This window comes from Methanobrevibacter sp. (assembly GCA_022775905.1).
Classification (GTDB): Archaea; Methanobacteriota; Methanobacteria; order Methanobacteriales; family Methanobacteriaceae; genus Methanocatella.
Genome location: JALFJX010000026.1, coordinates 37542 through 54545 on the forward strand (window position 1 = coordinate 37542; position 17004 = coordinate 54545).

General features: G+C 34.2%; 20 protein-coding genes. 8 read left to right on the forward strand and 12 right to left on the reverse strand.

Translation table 11 applies throughout. The annotated features are described in order from the left end of the window. Positions 1-888, forward strand: coding sequence for a winged helix-turn-helix transcriptional regulator (locus tag MR875_07860; protein ID MCI6994749.1), 888 nt, complete (start codon positions 1-3; stop codon positions 886-888). Between the two features lie 23 nt (positions 889-911). Here MR875_07860 and MR875_07865 read toward each other — a convergent pair whose 3' ends face one another. From MR875_07865 to MR875_07895, 7 genes are read right to left on the reverse strand one after another with little or no spacing between them, the layout of a single operon-like run. Beyond that, complete coding sequence (locus MR875_07865) at positions 912-1754, reverse strand: fumarate hydratase (protein ID MCI6994750.1); 843 nt, start codon at positions 1752-1754, stop codon at positions 912-914. Between the two features lie 50 nt (positions 1755-1804). After that, positions 1805-2041 carry a 4Fe-4S binding protein gene (locus MR875_07870; protein MCI6994751.1) on the reverse strand — a complete coding sequence of 79 codons (237 nt, stop codon included), beginning with the start codon at positions 2039-2041 and terminating at the stop codon, positions 1805-1807. 9 nt (positions 2042-2050) lie between these two features. Beyond that, a complete protein-coding gene (locus tag MR875_07875; protein MCI6994752.1) occupies positions 2051-2551 on the reverse strand; it encodes a 4Fe-4S dicluster domain-containing protein in 501 nt (166 codons plus the stop codon). Positions 2552-2562: 11 nt separating this feature from the next. Then, positions 2563-3429 carry a pyruvate synthase subunit PorB gene (gene porB, locus MR875_07880; protein MCI6994753.1) on the reverse strand — a complete coding sequence of 289 codons (867 nt, stop codon included), beginning with the start codon at positions 3427-3429 and terminating at the stop codon, positions 2563-2565. 2 nt (positions 3430-3431) lie between these two features. Continuing rightward, positions 3432-4577, reverse strand: a complete 1146-nt coding sequence (gene porA, locus MR875_07885) for a pyruvate synthase subunit PorA (GenBank protein MCI6994754.1) — start codon at positions 4575-4577, stop codon at positions 3432-3434. A 13-nt stretch (positions 4578-4590) separates the two neighbouring features. Next, positions 4591-4833, reverse strand: coding sequence for a pyruvate synthase subunit PorD (gene porD, locus MR875_07890; protein MCI6994755.1), 243 nt, complete (start codon positions 4831-4833; stop codon positions 4591-4593). Between the two features lie 17 nt (positions 4834-4850). Then, positions 4851-5372: a pyruvate ferredoxin oxidoreductase subunit gamma gene (locus tag MR875_07895; GenBank protein MCI6994756.1), complete on the reverse strand. Its 522-nt coding sequence runs from the start codon at positions 5370-5372 to the stop codon at positions 4851-4853. A 175-nt stretch (positions 5373-5547) separates the two neighbouring features. Here MR875_07895 and MR875_07900 point away from each other — a divergent pair, with 175 nt between their 5' ends. Continuing rightward, on the forward strand, positions 5548-7152 hold the full coding sequence (locus MR875_07900; GenBank protein ID MCI6994757.1) for a dihydropteroate synthase-like protein: 1605 nt from the start codon (positions 5548-5550) through the stop codon (positions 7150-7152). Between the two features lie 2 nt (positions 7153-7154). Here the strand turns inward: MR875_07900 and MR875_07905 are convergent, their stop codons facing one another. Continuing rightward, on the reverse strand, positions 7155-7604 hold the full coding sequence (locus MR875_07905) for a hypothetical protein (GenBank protein MCI6994758.1): 450 nt from the start codon (positions 7602-7604) through the stop codon (positions 7155-7157). Positions 7605-7720: 116 nt separating this feature from the next. Here MR875_07905 and MR875_07910 point away from each other — a divergent pair, with 116 nt between their 5' ends. Genes MR875_07910 through MR875_07935 form a run of 6 tightly spaced genes read left to right on the forward strand, consistent with a single transcriptional unit; the run spans position 7721 to position 12471 of the window. Beyond that, entirely contained in the window at positions 7721-8575 is an 855-nt protein-coding gene (locus MR875_07910; protein MCI6994759.1) for a MoxR family ATPase, read from the forward strand. A 1-nt stretch (position 8576) separates the two neighbouring features. Then, positions 8577-9731: a VWA domain-containing protein gene (locus MR875_07915; GenBank protein ID MCI6994760.1), complete on the forward strand. Its 1155-nt coding sequence runs from the start codon at positions 8577-8579 to the stop codon at positions 9729-9731. An 8-nt stretch (positions 9732-9739) separates the two neighbouring features. Further along, a complete protein-coding gene (locus MR875_07920; GenBank protein ID MCI6994761.1) occupies positions 9740-10657 on the forward strand; it encodes a TIGR00269 family protein in 918 nt (305 codons plus the stop codon). Positions 10658-10661: 4 nt separating this feature from the next. Beyond that, a complete protein-coding gene (locus MR875_07925; protein MCI6994762.1) occupies positions 10662-10862 on the forward strand; it encodes a MoaD/ThiS family protein in 201 nt (66 codons plus the stop codon). Between the two features lies 1 nt (position 10863). After that, the gene (locus MR875_07930) at positions 10864-11724 is read left to right on the forward strand and encodes an ARMT1-like domain-containing protein (protein ID MCI6994763.1); all 861 of its coding nucleotides are present in this window, start codon (positions 10864-10866) and stop codon (positions 11722-11724) included. Positions 11725-11736: 12 nt separating this feature from the next. Continuing rightward, positions 11737-12471, forward strand: coding sequence for an NAD(P)-dependent oxidoreductase (locus tag MR875_07935; protein MCI6994764.1), 735 nt, complete (start codon positions 11737-11739; stop codon positions 12469-12471). Here MR875_07935 and MR875_07940 read toward each other — a convergent pair. From MR875_07940 to mer, 4 genes are all read right to left on the reverse strand, one after another. Further along, the gene (locus MR875_07940) at positions 12461-13729 is read right to left on the reverse strand and encodes an adenylyltransferase/cytidyltransferase family protein (protein MCI6994765.1); all 1269 of its coding nucleotides are present in this window, start codon (positions 13727-13729) and stop codon (positions 12461-12463) included. The two genes, MR875_07935 and MR875_07940, sit on opposite strands and share 11 nt — an antisense overlap. Before the next feature lie 26 nt (positions 13730-13755). After that, positions 13756-14238, reverse strand: a complete 483-nt coding sequence (locus MR875_07945) for a DUF308 domain-containing protein (GenBank protein ID MCI6994766.1) — start codon at positions 14236-14238, stop codon at positions 13756-13758. Positions 14239-14276: 38 nt separating this feature from the next. Beyond that, positions 14277-15359 (reverse strand): archaeosine biosynthesis radical SAM protein RaSEA, encoded by a 1083-nt coding sequence (locus MR875_07950; GenBank protein ID MCI6994767.1) that lies wholly within the window; start codon positions 15357-15359, stop codon positions 14277-14279. Between the two features lie 142 nt (positions 15360-15501). Then, positions 15502-16461, reverse strand: a complete 960-nt coding sequence (gene mer / locus MR875_07955; GenBank protein ID MCI6994768.1) for a 5,10-methylenetetrahydromethanopterin reductase — start codon at positions 16459-16461, stop codon at positions 15502-15504. Positions 16462-17004: the final 543 nt, after the last annotated feature.

The window sequence follows — 17004 nt, forward strand, 5'->3', positions numbered from 1 at the left end:
ATGAGCAAAAAAGATAAAACATTGAAAGATATTTTAGATCTTATCTTATATGAGAATCTTTCAACTCAAGATGAAATAGCTGAAAAGTTGGGAATAACTCGTAGATATGTTACTCAGTTATTGCAGCCTCTTGTTAAAGATGGAACTGTAAAAAGAGCATATATGATTGATTTGAAAAGCTATGAAAAAGTTGCTGAATCTTTAAGCGATTATGCCGGAACTCCTGAAACAAAAGGTAATGTAATTGTCAATGATATGATTGCAAATATGGCAAAGCATGTTCACTCACAAATAGAAGTTTCATTTGATGCAGTTTTGGAATATGATGAGGATAAGGCAAATAAAGCTTTGGAGATGGATTATGCAACAAACAATATGGTTGAAAAGATAAGAACTTCTGTTGAAACTATTGTTAATATGAATAAGCATTCTGAAATTTCAAAATCAATGCTTTACAATGAAATTGCTTATGATTTGGAACGTATTGGTGATTACTGTGGGCATATTGCTAAATTTGTAATAAATGATGTTTATGAAATTGACGAGAATGTCTTGAAGAAACTAAAAAAGATGTATAAAATAGCTCAGAAAATGATTCGTCTGGCCATTACTTCATTCATTGAAGGAAAAACAGAGCTCAAGGATGATTTGATGGAGCTTGAGGAATCAATCCATATTCTTCAAACCAAAGCAATTAACCTTATTGCAGAGCAGATGGCAGAAAATTCATTTGATGAAAAAGAGCGTTCAAATTATTTTATTTATTTATTTAGAGTTGTTAAAGCATTTGAAAGAATGGGAGATATTTCTGTTGAAATGATGGACGTTTCAGTTGAATTCCATCAAAATATTCCAAGATCAACTACTCCGAGAACTTTCAGATATTAAAAAAGTAATTAGATTATTATAATCTAATTATCATATATTTTTGTTGTTGCGTGCCTATCGGCCCAACATTGGATACATACGCCAATAGGTAAACCTGCTGTATGGGTATGTGCTTTTAAGATTTTAACATCCAAACAGGTTGTTTTTCCACCAAGTCCCATTGGTCCGATTCCAGAATTATTGATTTCAGTCAAGATTTCTTCTTCTAGTTCTGCTATTTGTGGGTCAGGGTTACGTTCACCTACTTTTCCAAGAAGTGCTTTTTTACCGAGTTTTAAACATAAATCGGATGTTCCACCAATTCCGACACCGACGACAGTTGGAGGACATGGTTTTCCTTTAGCTTTAAGAACGGATTCGATTACAAATTCTTTTATTCCTTCGATTCCTTCAGCAGGAAGAGCCATTTTTAAAGCATTGTTGTTTTCAGAACCAAATCCTTTTGGTAATATTGTTATTTCAAGATAATCTTCGTCAATAAATTCAATATCTATTGGAGGGATGTAATCTCCAACGTTGACGATGGTATTTTCTCTTGTTAATGGATCTACGATATTTGGTCTGATTGGGATTTCTTTAGTTGCTTTTTTAATCCCTTCTTCAATGCCTTCGCGCAAGTTTTCAACTTCAACATTACCTATTTTAACAAAAACCACTGGCAGACCTGTATCTTGGCACATTGGAATTTGTTTTTCTTCAGCAAGTTTAATATTTTTTAAGATAGCTTCAATATTTAACCTTGCAAGGTCATGTTCTTCATTTTTAAGAGCATCTTCAAGTGATTTTCTTACATCATCACCAAGAACGATAACCGCTTTCTTGTAGAGCTCATAAACAGTTTCTTTAATAGTATCTTTAGTAATCAAAATAAAACCTTGTAAAAATTAATTAATACTATTTTTTCATTTCAAAATATTTAAATTTTAATTACTTTAATTGGGCAGACTTCAACACAATCTCTGCATTTGGTACATTTATCACCATCAATAGTTATGGCTCCGCCTAATACTTTGATTGCATTTTCCCTACAAGCTTTTAAACATGGTGCATCTGATGGTTGGCAGTGCATACAAAATAAGATTGGAGTGTCAACATTTGGTGATTGTTGACAACTTCCACAGGTTGTACAATTTGTACAGTTTCCTGAATACATAATTCTCGATTATTCGTCTAAAACAAGTCTTGCTCTTGCTTGACCTGTTAATACGTGGACAATTCCACCTTTTTTGCTGTCAGGTTCGTACATTCCAGACATTTTAGCAAGGAATTTTTCTTGGTTTTTAGCACGAACTTTTTCAGGATCTGCAATACTAATAGCTCTTTTGGTACATGCTTTGATACAAGCAGGACCTTCTTCCCTATCAGCACAGAGATCACATTTTTCAGCAACTTTGGATTGGAAAGTCATTGCACCGAATGGACAAACCATTACACATAATCCACATCCGATACATTTTTCAGTATCTACACCTTCATCGGTGATTGCTTCAGTCGGACAGATTTTGATACATGGTGCACTTTCACAGTGTTGACATACAATGGAATAAAAGGAAGAATCGTGTTCAATAATTTTTATCCTACTAGCATTATGGACTGATGCACACATGTTTTCACAGTTCATACATCCGTCACATAAGTTGCTATTTACAAGAATACTTTCCATTGATATTCCTCCTATAATCCTAATTCTTTACAGTGTGCGTCAACGTATTTTTGGATTTTTTCAACGTGTTCTTCGTCTAAGTGTTTGAATCTTTTTTGTACAGATAAGTAGTCTTTAACTGGTTTTTTCTCATCTGGTCTGTATGTAATTTCAAAGTTACCGTTTTCAATTTCATATAATACCCAAGATCCAGTTTCTACTGCTAATCTTCCCATTTCAATGGTTTTTTCAGATGGGAATCCCCAACCGGTAGTACATGGTTGTTGTAAGTGTATGTAAGCAGGACCATCGATTGCAGCTGCTTTTTTAACTTTTTTGACGTAATCTTCAGGGTATGCGATAGATGCAGTAGCTACGTATGGAATTCCGTGTGCAGCCATAATCATAGGCATGTTTTTCTTAGGTTTGTCTTCCCCGAAACTTGCGCTTCCTTTTGGTGAAGTAGTGGTACTTGCACCGTAAGGGGTAGCTCCACTTCTTTGAATACCTGTGTTCATGTATGCTTCGTTATCGTAACAGATGTAAAGCATGTTGTGTCCTCTTTCCATAGCTCCGGATAAGGATTGTAAACCGATATCTACAGTTCCTCCGTCACCACCGAAAGCGACTACATTAACATCATCTTTTCCTTGAATTCTTAATGCACTTTCTACACCGGATGCTACTGCACCGGAGTTTTCAAATGCAACGTGAATGAATGGTACTTCCCATGAAGTTTCTGGGTATGGGGTAGTCATTACTTCAAGACAACCTGTAGCAGAAATAGCTACAGTGTTTTTTCCTAATGCGTTGAGAGCTAATTTTACAGCAATTGATGCTCCACAACCAGCACAACCTCTGTGTCCTGGTGCTAATAAATCTTTATCAGGTATATCCATATCTATTCCTCCTCGAGTCCAATCCATGTAACGTCTTGTACTGGTTCTTTGGTTTTTTCGTAAACTTCAATGATTGAATCAGGTGTGATGTCTCTTCCACCTAAACCTACGATGAATCCGTAGATGTCTTTGTCAATTTTAACTTTCATGTCGGAGTATAATGCTCCACCAATTCCGAATGTGAAGTTTTTATCAAGAACAGCAATTTTATCACAATTTTTGACTGCTTCTTTGATTTCTTCAACTGGGAATGGTCTGTATGCTCTAATTTTGAGTAAACCTACTTTTTCGCCTTGTTCTCTTAATTGGTCTACAATTACTCTGATGGTACTGCAGAGAGAACCCATTGCAACAAGAATGATGTCTGCATCTTCGGTTTTGTATGGTTCAACAAGACCATATTTTCTTCCGAATATTTCAGCAAATTCATCACAAGTGTTTTTGATGACTTCAAGTGAGTTTGTCATTGCAACGTCCATATCGTGTCTTGCTTCAGTATAGAATCTGGTGTCAGCAAAACTACCAAGGGTCATTGGTTCGTTAGGGTCAAGAAATGCATGTTCTGGAACATATGGAGGTAAGAACTTGTCCACGCTTTCTTGATCTGGAATTTCTACAGGTTCTACGGTGTGAGTTAAAATAAATCCGTCTAAACATACCATTGTTGGGAGTAATACGTTAGGATTTTCTGAAACTTTGTAAGCCATTAAAGTAGTATCTAATGCTTCTTGTGCATTTTCAACATAAATTTGTAACCATCCTGCGTCTCTTTGTGCAATGGAATCTTGTTGGTCGTTCCAAATGTTTAATGGTGCAGAAATTGCTCTGTTTGCATCTGCTAAAACGATAGGTACTCTCATACCTGCTGCTGCAAATAAAATTTCGTGCATTAACATTAATCCTTGGGAAGATGTTGCTGTAAATACTCTTACTCCAGCACCACTTGCTCCAACAGCAGCACTTATTGCACTGTGTTCTGATTCTACTTTAACATATTTAGCATCAATTTTTTCATCAGCGACATATTGTGCTAAGTATTCAGAAATTGTAGTTTGTGGAGTAATTGGATAAACGGGAATAACTTGTGGTTTAGCTAATCTTACAGCTTCTGCAACTGCTTTGTTTGCGGTCATTACTTCTTTTATCATTAAATCACTCTCTTTATTCTTTTACCATTTGAATTGCATCGGAAGGACATTCATTTGCACAAATTCCACATCCTTTGCAGTAATCATAATCAATGTCATGTTGTTTATTTACACTGGAATCTGGACAGAAAATAATACAATTGTCACAGTCAATACATTTTTCTTTGTCTAAAATTGGTTTGAAAGTTCTCCAACTTCCAGTTTTGTTAATTCTACTATTACCTGGTGTTTTAATTACACAGCCTATATTTACCATTCTATTCACCCTTCTTTTTATCCCATATCATAAGCTTTTTTAGTAGCTTCTACATTCAATTCTCCAACTTTACCTGGGAATGTTTCTCTAATTACTTCGAGTAAGGATTCAATAGTTACGATTCCGGTTTTTTTAGCAAAGTATCCTAAAATAATAGTATTTACAATATTACGTCCTAACATATCTAATGCAACAGCGGTTGCATCAATTTGGTTTACGATATGTTCTCCACTACCTTCAAAACTTGTAGTATTAATTATAACTTCTGCATTGTCTTTAATTCCTGAAAATACGTCCACTACATTTAATAAACCATCGTCTAAAACTAAAACATGGTCTGGGTTGTAGATTTGGTATCTTAAAGCTATTGGCTCACTGTCAATTCTTGTGAATGCCATAACTGGAGCTCCTCTACGTTCAACTCCAAAGAATGGAAAAGCTTGGGAATATTTGCCGTCTTTGAATGCTGCTTTAGCTAAAATTTCAGCAGCAGTTACAGCTCCTTGTCCGCCTCTTCCATGAAAACGAATTTCGATCATTATTTTTTCCTCCATATATTTATCATGTATAATCATTATAAATTCCAAAATATATAAAGTTTTATGTTACTTTTTAAATGGTTATATTTTATTGTATAATTCGAATTTTTTTAAAAGGTTTTAACTATAATGTATAATAATATAATATATAGAAAAATCTTATTGGAATGTTATTATGAAAGTTTTGATTATCACAGGGGAGTTGGCATATCCTCTAATAAAAGATGTTGTTTCAGATTCAAAGGAAGATATTATTGTACACATTGCTGACAATACTCAGGTTGCAGCATTCCTTACTCCTAGACAAATAATTAAAGAAGTGAAAACCTGCTTTTCAGAACAGCTGGATGAAATTGACATGATTCTAGTTCCAGGTTTAATCAAAAAGGGAACAAAGGAAATTACAAAAGAACTTGGAATCCCTACATTCAAGGGATCAACCGATGGGGCAGACCTTGCAATGGTATTGAATCTTGTGGGCAGCATTGAACTGTCTGAAGACAAGCCTGCCGACAAATTAATCGATGAGGAAAAAAGGAAAAAGGCTTTTGAATTCATTGAGGAATTTGAAAATGATACTGAAAACATTGAAAGACTTCTCAAAAAACCAAATAACATTTTAATCAAAAATCTTCCTGTAGGTGAAGATTTCCCAATGAGAGTATTATCTGAAATAGCTAATGCACCATTTTTATCAAAAGAAGCATTAATCAACAAATGCCAGTACTTCGTTGATTCCGGAGCGGACATGATTGATATAGGAATGGCTGCAGGTGAAGACTTTTCTGATAAAATTCCAGAACTTATAGATACATTACGTCCTATTGTTGGTGACAGGCCATTAAGTATCGACACATTAAATGTCAATGAGATAAGGATTGCAGCGGAACATGGGATTGACTTTGTTTTAAGTCTTGATTTGGGTAACAACTCAGAAGTTCAGGAAATTCTAAAAGAAAAAGGAATTCCTGCAGTATTGCTTCCAACTAACTTCTCACAGGGAAAATCTCCAAAGTCTCCTTCTGAAAGAGTTGAGGCAATGCACCAATTGATTAAGGATACTGAAGGATTGAAATATGTTGCAGATTTGATTTTAGATCCTGTAAATAGTTCAAGTATTGTGGAATCCATAATTGCATGCCATGAATTCCATAAAGTAAATCCTGCACCAATGTTTTTCGGAGTAGGTAATGTTACTGAACTTATGGATGCAGATTCCGGGGGAGTAAATGTTCTGCTTGCAGGAATTGGTATGGAACTGGGTGTAAGCATACTGTTCACTCCTGAAGAAAGTGGAAAGACAAGAGGGAGTGTATATGAATTGTCCACAGCATCCAAAATGATGTTTCTTGCAAAACACAGAAAATCCATTCCAAAGGATTTGGGTATTAATTTAGTTGCATTCAAGGACAAACACAAAAGAAATGATGTCATATTGAATGAAAGGGACGGTATTCCAGAAACCAAACAGGCAAAACCTATGAAGTTCATCAGGGACAAGGCAGGAAGTTTCAAAATTAATGTGGATTATGGAACTACTGTGCGAGAGAGTAAGATTACTGCCACTCATTTCAAGAAAAACAGTCCTGATATGGTAATTGTAGGACATTCTGCCCGTGAAATATATGAAGAAATAATTGAAAAAGAACTAGTTACCAGAATGGAACATGCAGCATATTTGGGTGCTGAATTAAAAAAAGCAGAAATCGCAATGATTACTGGAAAAGAATATGTGCAGGATTTTGAACTGTTCAAAAATCCTGACCAATTTAAAAAATAGTTTTAGTTGAAGTCTGTTTCACTTGAAGTACCTTCACTTTGACCTGCAGATTCACTTGAACTGGATCCTGAGCCAGATTCACTTGATCCGGAACTTGAACTTGATCCGCTGTCACTTGAACCAGAATCAGAACTACTACTGTAGGAACCGCTGCCGCTACTGTAACTGCTACTGTAGGAACCGCTGCTACTTGAACTGTATCCACTGCTACTTGAACTGTAACTGCTGTCACTAGAATCTGAAGCTACAAGCCCAGTATCACGAGTTGCACCTGAATCAGATGTTGTAGTATCGTTAGCAGTTATATTAGTTGTTGTATTTGTTGTATTGTTCATTACTGGGTCAGTTTCTTTGTTAAATGAAATACCATTGTTTGCAATAACAAAAGCAGCTGCTCCAGCAATTATAATTAACACTACTAAAACGATTATGATAGCATTTTCAGCTTTCATATTTTACCTCCTATATTTTATAATATTATATTATTACTACTTATATTGTTACACAAACTTTAAATAAATTTAGATTAAATCTTATCTTATAACAAATTATTATGAAGGTTTATGAATTGCAAGTTGAAAATATTACTATTAAAGATATTGATGAAAGTCTTTTAGATGCAAATTACGTTTCAAACAATGAAATTTCAACCACTTTATACTTATCCTTTTTACTTGGAAAACCAATGCTTATTGAAGGACCGCCTGGTGTTGGAAAAACAGAACTGGCAAAGGTTGTTGCAAAAACATTCGACAGAGACTTTTTCAGGATACAATGTTATGAAGGAATCACCTTTGAACAGATTGTCGGTGAATGGAATTACCAAAAGCAATTGCTTCACCTTGAAGCTGCAAAAAATGATTCAAACAGTGAAGATAAAATATTTGATGAAGAATATTTCATAAGAAGATCTCTTCTCAATGCATTCTTAAATGAAAAGGATTCTGTATTGTTGATTGATGAAATCGACAAGGCTGATGAGGAAGTTGAAAGTTTCTTGCTTCAGGCATTAGGTGAACAGGAAATCACAATCAACGATTTGGGAACTTTCCAATTGCAAAATGATTTGGTTGTTATATTAACATCCAACTCTCAAAGATCATTGCTTGATGAAACAAAGGACAGATGTTTGTTCTTATACATTCCATATCCTAGCGTTGAACGTGAAGTTGAGATTGTAAAATCAAAATTACCTGAAGCTGATGATGAAACAGTATCTTACATTGTTAAGTTGGTTCATGATATACGTAATCTTAATTTGATGAAAAAGCCGTCTGTAAGAGGTACTGTTGACTGGGTTCAGTCAGTAATTAACTTGGGAACTAAAGATATTGACCAATCCTTGAAGGACAGTGTTGGTGTTGCAATCAAAACAGAAAGCGATAAGAAAAGAGTTATGAAAGATATTCTTAATAAAAGATAAAATGATAACTAAGATAGCGACTTTGTCAGCTCAGCTAAGGGAAAAGGATTTGCCCGTAAGTGTCAGAAGTACTCAGGCAGCTGTGGAGATATATAGGGATTTGGGTGAAAGAGATAGGAATCTCCTAAAAACAGCATTGATGGCAATTTATGTTAAAGACCGATATGATATTCCAAAATTCAACAAGGTTTTTGATGAAGTTTTTGCCGCTGTCAAAAATGACGACTTGCCTAAACAGCTTCAGCAAGGCAAAGCGTATAATGGTGCAGGACCCAAATCTAACAAATATGTCATTAAAAAACAGGGGGATATGGCAAGTAAAGTCAGAAAGGAAAAAATTTCAAATGAACAGTTGAAAATGCTTTCCGGCCAGCCTTTACTTGAAGAAGCTAAAAAACTTGAGCGTGATGGGGAACTGATGAACAAGGATTTGACAAAATTGAATCGTTTCGATCCTCGTATGCTTGAAATCTGCCAAAGATTGGGTAAAAGAATTGCAAATAAACGTTCAAGAAGAAAGGTCAAAACAAGTTCCAATAAGATTGACATTAGAAGAACATTAAGGGCAAACCTTAAATACGGCGGAGTTCCATTTGAGCTTGTAAAGGCAAAGCCAAGGCCTCACAAAAATGAGCATTTGTTCTTGAATGACATTAGCGGTTCATGTGAATGGATTAGTAGCTGGTTTTTCATGCTCATGTTTTCAGCACAGACAGCATTCAAACGCTCAAGAACTTTTGAATTTGACAATAAAGTAATAGAGACAACTGATGCTCTAAAAGAAGAATATCTTATTGATTCATTTGTAAAAGTTAAGGACATGCGTATCAAAAATATGATGGTGCACGGTACATCCGATATGTACTCATCATTTAAGAGCTTTCAAGAACAAGCTAATATTAACAATAAATCTTATGTGATTATTTTATCCGACTGCAGGGACTGGGCAGGACCTAAGGTAAATGGTGTTCCGGCCAGTGTTGAACTTGTTGAGGAAATGGTAAGAGACTCAAAAAAACTCGTAATTTTAAATCCTGAAGATAAAAATAAATGGGATGTTGTGGACAGTTGTGTTTCACTGTATGGGGATGCAGGTGCACAGGTATTTGAAGTTAACACTTTAAACCAACTCGCACAATTTGTAGAACAGATGTAGGTAGTAATATGCAATGTAGTAAATGTGGTAATCCTAAAGTCATTATTAAAAAGGAACAATCCGGTCAGTTATTGTGTAAAGATTGTTTCATTGAATCAGTTGAGAAAAAAGCTATTAAAACAGTCAGAAAAGAAAAACTGCTAGATAATGGAGATAAGGTTTTAGTTGCACTTTCCGGTGGTAAGGATAGTGTAACAACACTCGAAATATTAAATACATTTCGTGAAATGCACATCATTGACCTTTGTGCAGTAACTGTTGATGAAGGAATTGACAATTACAGGCAGGACGGTGTTGATATAGCTATTAGACATGCCGAAAGATTGGGCATTGAACATAAGGTAGTTTCACTAAAAGACGAATATGGCATTACATTAGATGAGATAATGCAGAGGGATAATCATAAGGGGTCATGCACATACTGCGGAGTATTCAGGAGAACAATCATCAACAAGGCTGCTCGTGAAATGGGTGCAACAAAAATCGCTACAGGACATAACCTTGATGATGAGGTTCAGGGAATATTGATGAACTATCTTGAAGGAAACACTGACAACCTGACTAAATTGGGTGCAAAGACAGAATCCAAGGCGGAAGAATTCACTGTTAAAATCAAACCTTTACGTGAAATCCCTGAACGTGAAATTGGATTGTACGTCGTTGCAAAAGAACTTGAAGTTCACTTTGACAGCTGTCCTTATGCAATGCAGTCATTTAGGGGAGAAGTCTCTGAAGCCATCAACCAATTGGCAGAAAAGCATCCGACTATTAAATATTCCACACTCAGAGGATATGACAAAATTAAAAATGTCTTGAAAAAGGAAATGCAAAAGGAGTTCAACCATGGAAGATGCAGTAGGTGTGGTGAACCTGCAGCTAATGAATTGTGCAAAGCATGCTCCTTTTTAGAAGAATTAGGATTGTGATAAAATGCAATTTACATTAAAATACAAATCAATCGATGAAAAAAGAGAATTGTCTGACAATTATACAATTAAAGATTTGCTTTCAGATTTGGAATTGTCCGCTCAAACAGTAGTATCCAAACAGAACGGTGAACTTGTAATTGAAGATACAGTAATTGAAGATGGCGATGAAATTCAATTAGTTCAAATCATATATGGTGGTTAATTTGGATATCAGCTATGAATGTGGGCCTTGTTTTTTAAGACAGGCTCGTGAAGCTTTAGACTTGTCAACAGATGATGAAAGCGTTAAAATGGAAGCTATGGGTGAAATTTTTAAATATTTAAGCACTATCTTTAAAGAGGGAACCAACTCAAACAGCACAGGCTCCGCAATGCATAAGATCATTAAAGAGAAAACAGGCTGTATGGATCCTTATTATAATGAAAAAGTCGAAGGTAATGAAATAGCACTTAAATATTTAACTGATGTCAAAAAAATATTGGATGAGGATGACAGTCTAGAAAACTATGTCAAGATAGCCATCATAGGAAACATTTTAGACTTCGGTGCATTCACATTGGATGATGATATTGAAAGTGTAATCAAAAATTCACTTAAAAAAGATTTGGCAGTTAAGGATATTGAAGAGTTTGAAAACGCTTTAAAAACTCATGACAAAGTATTGTATCTTGTAGATAATACTGGTGAAATAGTATTTGACAAATTGCTTTTAGCTAAAATCAGAGAATATGGATTGGATATTACAATTGCTGTTAAATCAGAACCTATTCTAAATGATGCAACAATGGTCGAGGCATTGGATGTGGGTCTTGACGAATTCGGTGAACTTGTTGAAATAGGTGCAGGTACTGTAGGTTATGTAGACAGTGAAATCTCAGATGAATTTAGGGAAATATTCAACAGCCATGAATTTGTAATCTCAAAGGGTATGGGAAATTATGAAGGATTGACTGAAATAGATTTGTCCAGTAAAGATATTTACTTCTTGTTTTGTGTAAAATGCAATACCATTGCAAGGCATGTCGGTGCAAATTTACATGATATGCTTCTTTTTAAAAAATAAATATGTGATATTATGATCATCGGTTTAATTGGATTTGGAAAAGTTTCAAAAAATCTCATAAATTTGATTAAATCAGATGACATTACATTTGTAACTTCAATGGATGGCAGGTCTAATAAAACCATTGGATCCATTGAAAAATTAGAAATCGATGTTTTGGATACATTTAAGGATGTAGCTATTGTATCAGACATTTTAATTTCTGCAAACTCTCCGAAAAATGCAATAGATGCTGCAAAAAATTATGGGAAATTTACAAAAGGAATCTATCTTGACTTAAACAATATTTCTCCGGAAACAACTCTTGAAATAAATAATTATGTTGAGAATCTTGTTGATGGTGCAATAATTGGAAAAGTAGATTCTGATAATCCTGTTTTATATTTATCCGGTGCAAAATCAGATGAATTGCTATTTTTAGATAAGTTCATTCAAACTAAAAAGATCAGCGATAGCGTTGGGGATGTAGCTATTTTGAAACTGCTTAGAAGCAGTTATACAAAGACATTATCTGCTCTTTTGATTGAATCAGCTCAAATAGCTAACGAATATGATTTGGAAAAAGAGTTTTTTGATATTTTATCCCTGACTGAAGGAGATGATTTTAGGGAAAAATCCACATCAAGAATAAATAATACATTGAATAATTCAAAAAGAAAAGCTGAAGAGCTTGAAGAAATAATTAATTGTTTTGATAAAAATGAGTTGATAATGGTTAAGGCAGCCTTAGAAAAGCTTAACCAATAACCACTTTAACTTTAAATCCTTTTTTAGCTTCTTTTATATGTCCGTTAACTGGAATGAAGTGTGCATCCATGATGTATCTTAGGTATGTAACTTCTTTTGCTGGAAGCCTTAAGTTTGTTTTAATCTTTTTACCTTCACTTTTGAACTGAACTGAAATCTTCCCGTTCTTGTCAACATACAAGTCTGTTTTAAGACCTTCTTTTGTAATTTTTGTCTCAAATTTAGTTAGATTCAAACCAGCTTCCAAGCTTAATGGAGCATCAACATCAATCTTTTCGCTTCTGAACTTGTCATTTGCTTCACGGGCATCCAAATCACTACTTGCAACATACCATGCCCTGTCAATGACTCTTTGAACTTTCTGGTTGTCAGGAATAACACCCTGAGATTCATAACTTTTCATCAAATCCATTACTTCTTTTTTTGTAACTTCCATTTCAATCGCACTGATTGCAAGCCTGGTCATTACCGGACCATAGTCGGACCTTCTAAATACGGCCCATATGGATTCTGGGTCTCTATAAACTCTTCTTTTGATGATTTCATTAATTGTATTCCCATTGAGGTAAGCTATTTTTTCAAGATTTCCTCTGGAATAAGTGTTCATTCTTTTGTAAATATCAGCCCAATTCCTGTCTCCAGGAACTCTTCCAGCATCGATTTCGCGCTGGAGAATCTCAACAGTTGTTTCTGGAAGCAAATCTTTAACTTCATCAGTGATTACCATTCCATTATCAATAATTGACTGTCTGATGAGCCTTCCGGAATATTTGTCTTTGTTGAATTCCTTAACTACATGGTAATTGAGTTTGGATCCAAGAAAATGATTGATTGCATACCAGCGTATTTCGTTTCTGTTTGTGTAGCTTTTTGGCATTCCGACAAAGTTTCCTTCATCAATGAATTTCTGTGCTTTTGATTTTATTTCATCAAGTGAGATTTTCGCTGAAGTAATGTAGTCAGTCACTCCATCATCAATCATTTGTTTAAGTCTAATAGGTACACTGTAGGATAATACTAATCTATGATGTAATCCTTCAAAAGATTTAACATCATCAGCACCCAATGCCAATGCCATATCTCTACGGGCTTCAAAATTAACGAAAAATGGAGCATGATTTGCGCTGAATCCCTTATTTAAATAAACAACTACTTTCTTATCTTCCTTATCAGCTAGTTTTCTAGCCTCTTTAATTAATTTTTCATGACCTTTATGAACAGGGTCAAAATCTGCACTAATTCCAATCAATATTAACACCAAAAAAAAGAAAAAATTTGGATAGACTATCTATCCATTAATTTTAAAATACCACTTATCACTAACCAAATTCCGATTAAAGTACCAAGAATAATTGGGTTTGAGAGATAAGTTCCAATAATTATATATAATAAACCAAGAACAATTCCAATGATTCCAATATAAAAACCATATCTTGAATTACGGTTGTTGATCAATGAAGCAACAGCAACAATGATTAACATTATTCCTGCGAAATACATTGAAATTTCAGTTAGGAATCCAAGTAATGCTGGATTGAATATCAAACAAATACTTAAGAATAAAAGTATAAGTCCTAAAACTAAATCAAGTATTGCACCACTACTATTATAGTCTATAATTGTTACTCCAACAATAAGCAAGTAAATAGACATTAATAATACGGATAAACCAATTAAGGAACTAACTCCAATAACTCCCATTATTGGAAAAATGATAATTATTAATCCGAGAAGTATGGATAGTAAACTAACAAATTTAGTTTTCATAATTTCCTCCTACTAATTAATTAATATTTCAAATTATATTAATATAATGGGATATGCTTAATCTCAACAGTTGAGCTATTCATATCTGAATTATTAATTTCAGCTAACCATTCACTTTTGCATTCACAGTCATATTCGATTTTAGTCTGTGTTAAATTGTTAGCTATAATCATATGTTTTAAGTCTTTATTACATTTTTTACAGTTGTATGGTCCACGTCTTGATCCAAATCCTGATGTATCTAAAAGTGCAGGTATATCTAATTCGTCACGTACGGTGTTTATGATTTCAATACATGACCAGATCCAAGGTGGCTGATAAGCTCCTTTTCTCCAGAATCTTTCAATTACTGTTCCACCATGTATTGTTGCAGGACAGAATGAAAGTCTATCTACATTAATGGAATCACAATATCTTGCAGTTTCTATTGCTTCATCTATTGCCTGTTTTTCGGATACAAGAATAGGTTTTACAAAAATATATGCCTTTGTCTTTAAATTGTATCCTTTTGTATCTCTTAGATGTTGCATTAATTTTGTAGCATTTTCAAAATCATCACGGGTAAAACCCTTGTTGATTTTTTTAAGTCTTGTATAATCATTGGATGTTTCAAGACCGATACTTACTTCAAATAATGTGTCTCCAATAATTTCATGAATTTCATCCAAGTATTCCTCTTTAACATATTCCGGTCTGGACTCAACAATAATCTCAGTAACATTACCTAAGTTCATTAATGTTTTTAGGATTTCATCACGAGCATCTTTTGGAAGTTCGTATGGATTAAGAAAACTTCCTGATGCGAATAGTTTTACAGAAATCTTTTCTTCTTCAGCTATTGGATGTCTTTCCAAATGTTGATGGAATATTCTGAGGATAGTTTCTGTATCAATTGGTTCCAAAGTACAATCGGATACGTAACTACACATAGTACATCCTCCGCTGTCACCAAGTGCCCATGAACATCCTGGTGTTGGAAGGATTATGAATAATGTTTTTGCAATTCCATCATAAGTCAAGTCATTATTATACCAACTTGCTCCAACTTGCTCTGGAGTTTTTGGATCTTTTCTCTCAAAAGCTCTAGTTCTTATATCTTTTGTTAAATTTTCAATTTCCATTATAATACCTGCAATAATATTAATGTAATATTATACTATTAGGTTGTTTTTGTAATTAAAAATTATTGTTGAAAAAAATAGTTTTGTTAATAAGTTGTGTATATTGAATTTAAAAAAATAAAAAAAGAAAAAGTAAGCAAGTTTAGAAACTTGCAATTACGTCTCCTAATAATTTGATGGATTCTTCTACGTTTTTACCAACAGGGGATCCTGCTACGTATTGGGTTACACCCATTTCTTTTAATCCTTCTATTTTAGGGATGAACTCATCAGGAGTACCACATACGGAGAATGCATCGAGAGCTTCGTCAGTTACAGCACCAATAGCTCCACCGAAGTCACCTTTAGCTAAGAAAGCACCCATTTTTTCGTTGAATCCTTCAGGTAATCCGTGTCTTTCGATTACTTGTGGAGGGGATCCTGCTGCAATGAATGCAACTACGATTTTAGCTGCGTTTTTAGCTGCTGCGGAATCAGGTCCGATGGAAGTTGCAGTGTATGCACCTACGTCGAATTCTTTTTCTCCAGCTGATTCAATTCCTTTTTTGATCATTGGCATTGCTGCTTCGTAATCTTTAGGGTTGGAAGCGTTAATTAATACACCGTCAGCGATTGCTCCAGCGGTTTCTAACATTTTAGGTCCTTGTGCACCCATGTAAATAGGGATGTGTTCTTGGACTGCTTTTACTCCACCTAATGCTGCTCCAGCTTCGGTTTTTCCACCAGCTAATAAAGTGTTAATGTCAGCAATAGCTGATTTGATAGTGGATACAGGTTTAGTCCATTCAATTCCTAAAGCATCGAAAGTTGCTTTGTCACCAGGACCAATACCGAAAGTTGCTCTTCCTTCTGAAATTTCATCAATGGTTGCGATTGCAGAAGCTGCGATTGCAGGGCTTCTTACGTATGGGTTGGTTACACCAGGTCCCATTTTAATAGTTTCAGTGTTAGCAGCGAGTAATGCTAAAGTTTCGTATACGTTTTTGTTGTTGTAGTGATCAGTGATCCATGCGTATTCAAAACCGACATCTTCTGCTAATTTTACTAATTTTACAATTTCATCCAAAGGTTTATCTGGTACGAATTCTATACCGAACTTCATATTTTATCACCAATACTAACTTTGGTTAGTAATATATAAAGTAATTTTTATTTGAATTAGATAGAAAATTTTATATATTAATCATGTTTTTCAATCTTGGGGTATTGTATTAAATTACTATTTATTATATATTTTATTTTTTGTAATACTTGCTTTATTATAGTATTATTATTATAGGCTCTAAAATTTTTCAATATATTTCTTTATTATTATATTCTATTTTGATGATATAATCTGTTATTTCTAATTAATTTTTTAAAATTAGTTTTTAATATCTTATTTTTATTTTTTGTTTATTTTTGCAATATTTTTTAATTGATTTTGTTGGTATAATTATTGCATCTATAAGATGTGCTATGTGTTTATGGCGATGGTCTAAGTTTATTGCATTGAGCAATGTTGACTATGATGACTGCTTTTCCACATGTAGCTATAATTTATCATGTTTATTAGATTATTAATGAATGTGCTTGTGAGTACCTGAGTTTTTTTCGGGTATGATGTACGTTTTGTAGATGTGGTGAAATTTGATTATAGAAACTT